Annotated in this window: 5 protein-coding genes and 1 pseudogene; all 6 read left to right on the forward strand. The window is 66.9% G+C overall.

Translation table 11 applies throughout. From position 1 onward, the window contains the following. Positions 1–1,083, forward strand: a pseudogene (locus K0M70_RS00825) (FAD-binding protein); the annotation flags it as partial. 21 nt (positions 1,084–1,104) lie between these two features. After that, the gene (locus tag K0M70_RS00830; RefSeq protein ID WP_290778011.1) at positions 1,105–1,887 is read left to right on the forward strand and encodes a succinate dehydrogenase iron-sulfur subunit; all 783 of its coding nucleotides are present in this window, start codon (positions 1,105–1,107) and stop codon (positions 1,885–1,887) included. A 10-nt stretch (positions 1,888–1,897) separates the two neighbouring features. After that, entirely contained in the window at positions 1,898–2,323 is a 426-nt protein-coding gene (locus K0M70_RS00835) for an MAPEG family protein (protein ID WP_290778014.1), read from the forward strand. After that, positions 2,320–2,568 carry a succinate dehydrogenase assembly factor 2 gene (locus K0M70_RS00840; RefSeq protein ID WP_290778016.1) on the forward strand — a complete coding sequence of 83 codons (249 nt, stop codon included), beginning with the start codon at positions 2,320–2,322 and terminating at the stop codon, positions 2,566–2,568. The genes K0M70_RS00835 and K0M70_RS00840 overlap by 4 nt, the downstream gene beginning before the upstream one ends. Further along, complete coding sequence (locus tag K0M70_RS00845; protein WP_290778018.1) at positions 2,531–2,986, forward strand: hypothetical protein; 456 nt, start codon at positions 2,531–2,533, stop codon at positions 2,984–2,986. Before K0M70_RS00840 ends, K0M70_RS00845 begins: the two co-directional genes overlap by 38 nt. Before the next feature lie 6 nt (positions 2,987–2,992). Further along, positions 2,993–4,129 (forward strand): lipoprotein-releasing ABC transporter permease subunit (locus K0M70_RS00850; RefSeq protein WP_290778021.1); only part of this gene is annotated, 1,137 nt, incomplete at its 3' end.

Here is a 4,129-nt window from a genome sequence, read left to right on the forward strand (position 1 = left end):
CTGCAGGACATGGAGTTCGTGCAGTTCCATCCCACCGGCGTCTACGGCGCCGGCTGCCTGATCACCGAGGGCGTTCGCGGCGAAGGCGGCATCCTGCGCAATTAGGCCGGCGAGCGCTTCATGGAACGCTATGCGCCCAACGCCAAGGACCTGGCCTCGCGCGACGTGGTGTCGCGCTCGATGACCATCGAGATCCGCGAAGGCCGCGGCGTGGGTCCGAAGAAGGACCACATCCACCTGGACCTGACCCACCTCAACCCGGCCGACATCCACGAGAAGCTGCCGGGCATCGCCGAAACCGCCAAGATCTTCGCCAACGTCGACGTCACCAAGCAGCCGATCCCGGTGCTGCCAACCGTCCACTACAACATGGGCGGCCTTCAGACCAACTACCACGGTGAAGTGGTCACGCTCAAGAACGGCAACCCCGACAGCATCGTGCCGGGGCTGTACTCGATCGGCGAAGCGGCCTGCGTTTCCGTGCACGGCGCCAACCGCCTGGGCTCGAACTCGCTGCTCGACCTGGTGGTGTTCGGTCGCGCGGTGGCCAACCGCTGCGCCGAGACCATCAAGCCCGGCGCACCGCACAAGTCCCTGCCGGCCTCGGCCTGCGACAAGTCGCTGGCCAACTTCGACAAGCTGCGCAACGCCAGCGGCGGCACCCCCACCGCTGAGATCCGCGACGCCATGCAGCAGACCATGCAGAACGACGCCGCGGTGTTCCGCACCGGCGAAACGCTCAAGCACGGCGTGGATGCGATCCTCGAGGTGGTGAAGTCGTTCCAGGACGTTCGCGTTTCCGACCGGTCGCTGATCTGGAACTCGGACCTCGTGGAAACCCTGGAGCTGCAGAACCTGCTGGGCCAGGCCGTGGCCACGCTGGTTTCGGCCGAGAACCGCCAGGAATCGCGCGGCGCCCACGCCCGCGAAGACTTCAAGGACCGCGACGACGTCAACTGGCACAAGCACACCCTGTGCTGGGTGGACGACGCTGGCGACACCAAGATCGACTACCGCCCGGTGCACATGTACACGCTGAGCAAGGATGTTGACGTGGTGCCGCTCAAAGCACGCACCTACTGACCTGGCCCAAGGACGAATAAGATGGCTGAGTTCACACTCCCGAAGAATTCCAAGGTCAGCAAGGGCAAGCACTTCGCCGCCCCCGGCGCGAAGAACGTGCGCACCTTCAAGATCTACCGTTGGAACCCCGACGACGGCGCCAACCCGCGCACCGACACCTACGAAGTCGACATGGATTCGTGCGGGCCGATGGTGTTGGACGCGCTGATCAAGATCAAGAACGAGATAGACCCCACGCTGACCTTCCGGCGCAGCTGCCGCGAGGGCATCTGCGGCTCGTGCGCGATGAACATCGACGGCACCAACACGCTGGCCTGCACCAAGGGCATTGCCGAGTGCGGCAAAAGCGAAGTGCCGATCTATCCGCTGCCGCACATGCCGGTGGTCAAGGACCTGGTGCCGGACCTCACCCAGTTCTACGCCCAGTACGCTTCCATCAAGCCCTGGCTGCGCACGCAGAGCCCCGCGCCCGCCAAGGAGCGGCTGCAGTCGAAGGAAGACCGCGCCAAGCTCGACGGCCTGTACGAGTGCATCCTCTGCGCCTGCTGTTCGACGGCTTGCCCGAGCTACTGGTGGAACGGCGACCGTTACCTGGGCCCGGCCGTGCTGCTGCAGGCCTACCGCTGGATCATCGACTCGCGCGACGAGGACACCGGTTCGCGCCTGGATGACCTCGAGGACCCGTTCAAGCTCTATCGCTGCCACACGATCATGAACTGCACGCGCACCTGCCCCAAGGGCCTGAACCCGGCGCGCGCGATCGGCGAGATCAAGAAGCTGATGCTGCAGCGTCGCGGCGCCTGAGCCGGCCACCGTGCCCGCCACGCCCGTGAACGCGCTGCTGCTGCCGCTGCTGGGCATGGTGGGGCTGACGCTGTTGGTCTGGCTGCGCCTTTACCAGCTGCGGCTGGGCGAGATGAAGCGCAGCCGCATCGATCCGCAGCAGCTTTCGGGGTCGGCCAACAAGGGCCTGCTCAAGGACACCCGCGCCAGCGACAACTTCAGCAACCTGTTCGAAGTGCCGGTGCTCTTCTACGTCCTGGTGCTGGCGACCATCGCCAGCGGCATCGCCGATCCGGCGCTGCTGGTGCTGGCCTGGGTCTTCGTCGCCCTGCGCGCGGTGCACAGCGCCATCCAGTGCACCTACAACCGCGTGATGCATCGCTTCAGCGCCTACGCGCTGGCGACCGTCGCGCTGTTCGTCTACACCGGCCGCCTGGCCTGGCTTGCCGCCGGATGAGCGACGACCCGGTGATCCGGCGCCTGCGCTGGCGCTGCCGGCGGGGCATGCGGGAGCTTGACCAGCTGATGCTGCGCTATCTCGACGGTCGCTGGGAGCACGCGGATGAGGTCGAGCGCAGCCATTTCCTACGCCTGCTCGACTGCGAGGACGATAAGCTCTGGCGCTGGTTCATGGGCCGGGAAACGCCGCAGGAGGCTGACCTCAATGCCATCGTCCAACGCATCCTGGACATGCCGCATTGACTGGCGCCCGTCGCGCTGGCTTGCCGCCGCGCTCACCTGCCTGGGCCTGATGGCGGCGCTGTCGCTGGGCCTGAGCGCCCTGCCTGCCGCGCTTGCGCTGCCCGGCGCCGTGCTGGCGGCGGGGTGGGGCGCCTGGCTGGCCCGGCGCCAGCTGCAGCGTCCGCCCTGTTCGCTCGACTGGCTGGGCGGCGACGAGCCGGCCTACCTCACCCAACGCGACGGCCTGATCCGCATCGACGCGGTCACCGTCCGGCTGCGCGGTCCACAGGCCACGTTGGCCGGCACCGACCGGCACGGCCGGATCCATCGGCTGGCCTGGTGGCCCGACACCCTGCCGCCGCAAGACCGCCGCCAGCTCAGGCTCGCCCTGGCCGTCAGCTGGCGTTATGTAAAACCGCTGCGCAAACAGGCAGCATAGGACCCCATGTTCCAGCCCCTGCCTTTTTCGATCGGACTTCGCTACCTGCGCGCCAAGCGGCGCAACGGGTTCATTTCCTTTATTTCGATGGCGTCCATCCTGGGCATCATCATCGGGGTGATGGCGCTCATCACCACCATCGCGGTGATGAGCGGCTTCCAGCAGGAGCTGCGCGACCGCATCCTGGGCATGGTGGCGCACGCCACCGTGTCGGGCGTGGACGGGCCGCTGCAGGACTGGCCCCGTGCCGTGGCCTATGCCAACCAAGACAAGCGCGTGGTGGGCGCGGCGCCTTACACCGAAACCGAGGCCCTGCTGCAGGGCGCGCAGCGGCGCGGCGCCATCCTGCGCGGCGTGCTGCCGGACACCGAACCACGGGTGTCGGAAATCGCCGACAAGATGAAGCAGGGCAAGCTCACCGATCTCCAGGACGGCGAGTTCAACATCATCCTTGGCCAGGAGCTGGCGCTGCTGCTGGGCGTGGGCATTGGCGACCCGGTCAATGTGTTCATCTCGGAAGCCACGGTGACACCGCTGGGCGCGCTGCCGCGGGCCAAGCGCTTTACCGTGGTGGGCGTGTTTGAAGCCGGCGCGCAGGAGTACGACCTCGGCCTGGCCCTGGTGCACCTGGGCGACGCGCAGCGGCTGGGGCGGATGGGCGAGGGCGTCACCGGTGTGCGCCTGAAGCTGGTGGACCTCTGGGACGCCTGGCCCGTGGCCCGCGACCTGTCCCAGCGCATGGACGGCTTCTACCAGGTCCGCGACTGGAGCCAGGACAACGCCAACTTCTTCCGCGCGCTGAAGATGGAAAAGACCGTGATGTTCATCCTGCTGTCCCTGGTCATCGCCATCGCCGCCTTCAACCTGGTGTCGTCGCTGGTGATGCTGGTGCAGGACAAACAGTCCGACATCGCCATCCTGCGCACGCTGGGTATGTCACCGGGCGGGATCATGCGGGTTTTCGTAGTGCAGGGTTCGGTCATCGGCGTGCTGGGCACCCTGATCGGCGTGATCGGCGGGGTGCTGTTGGCCAGCAACCTTTCGCACGTGGTGCGCGTGGTCGAAAGACTGCTGGGCGCCGAGTTGATGCCGGCCGACGTTTACTACATCAGCGGCGGCGTCCCGACGGCGGTCAATGCGCCG

This window comes from Arenimonas sp. (assembly GCF_019459675.1).
Classification (GTDB): Bacteria; Pseudomonadota; Gammaproteobacteria; order Xanthomonadales; family Xanthomonadaceae; genus Arenimonas.

Bases quoted from the DNA above. Each gene is read 5' to 3' on its own strand.
- K0M70_RS00830 (WP_290778011.1), top strand. From the start codon at position 1,105: ATGGCTGAGTTCACACTCCCGAAGAATTCCAAGGTCAGCAAGGGCAAG.
- K0M70_RS00840 (WP_290778016.1), top strand. From the start codon at position 2,320: ATGAGCGACGACCCGGTGATCCGGCGCCTGCGCTGGCGCTGCCGGCGG.
- K0M70_RS00845 (WP_290778018.1), top strand. From the start codon at position 2,531: ATGCCATCGTCCAACGCATCCTGGACATGCCGCATTGACTGGCGCCCG.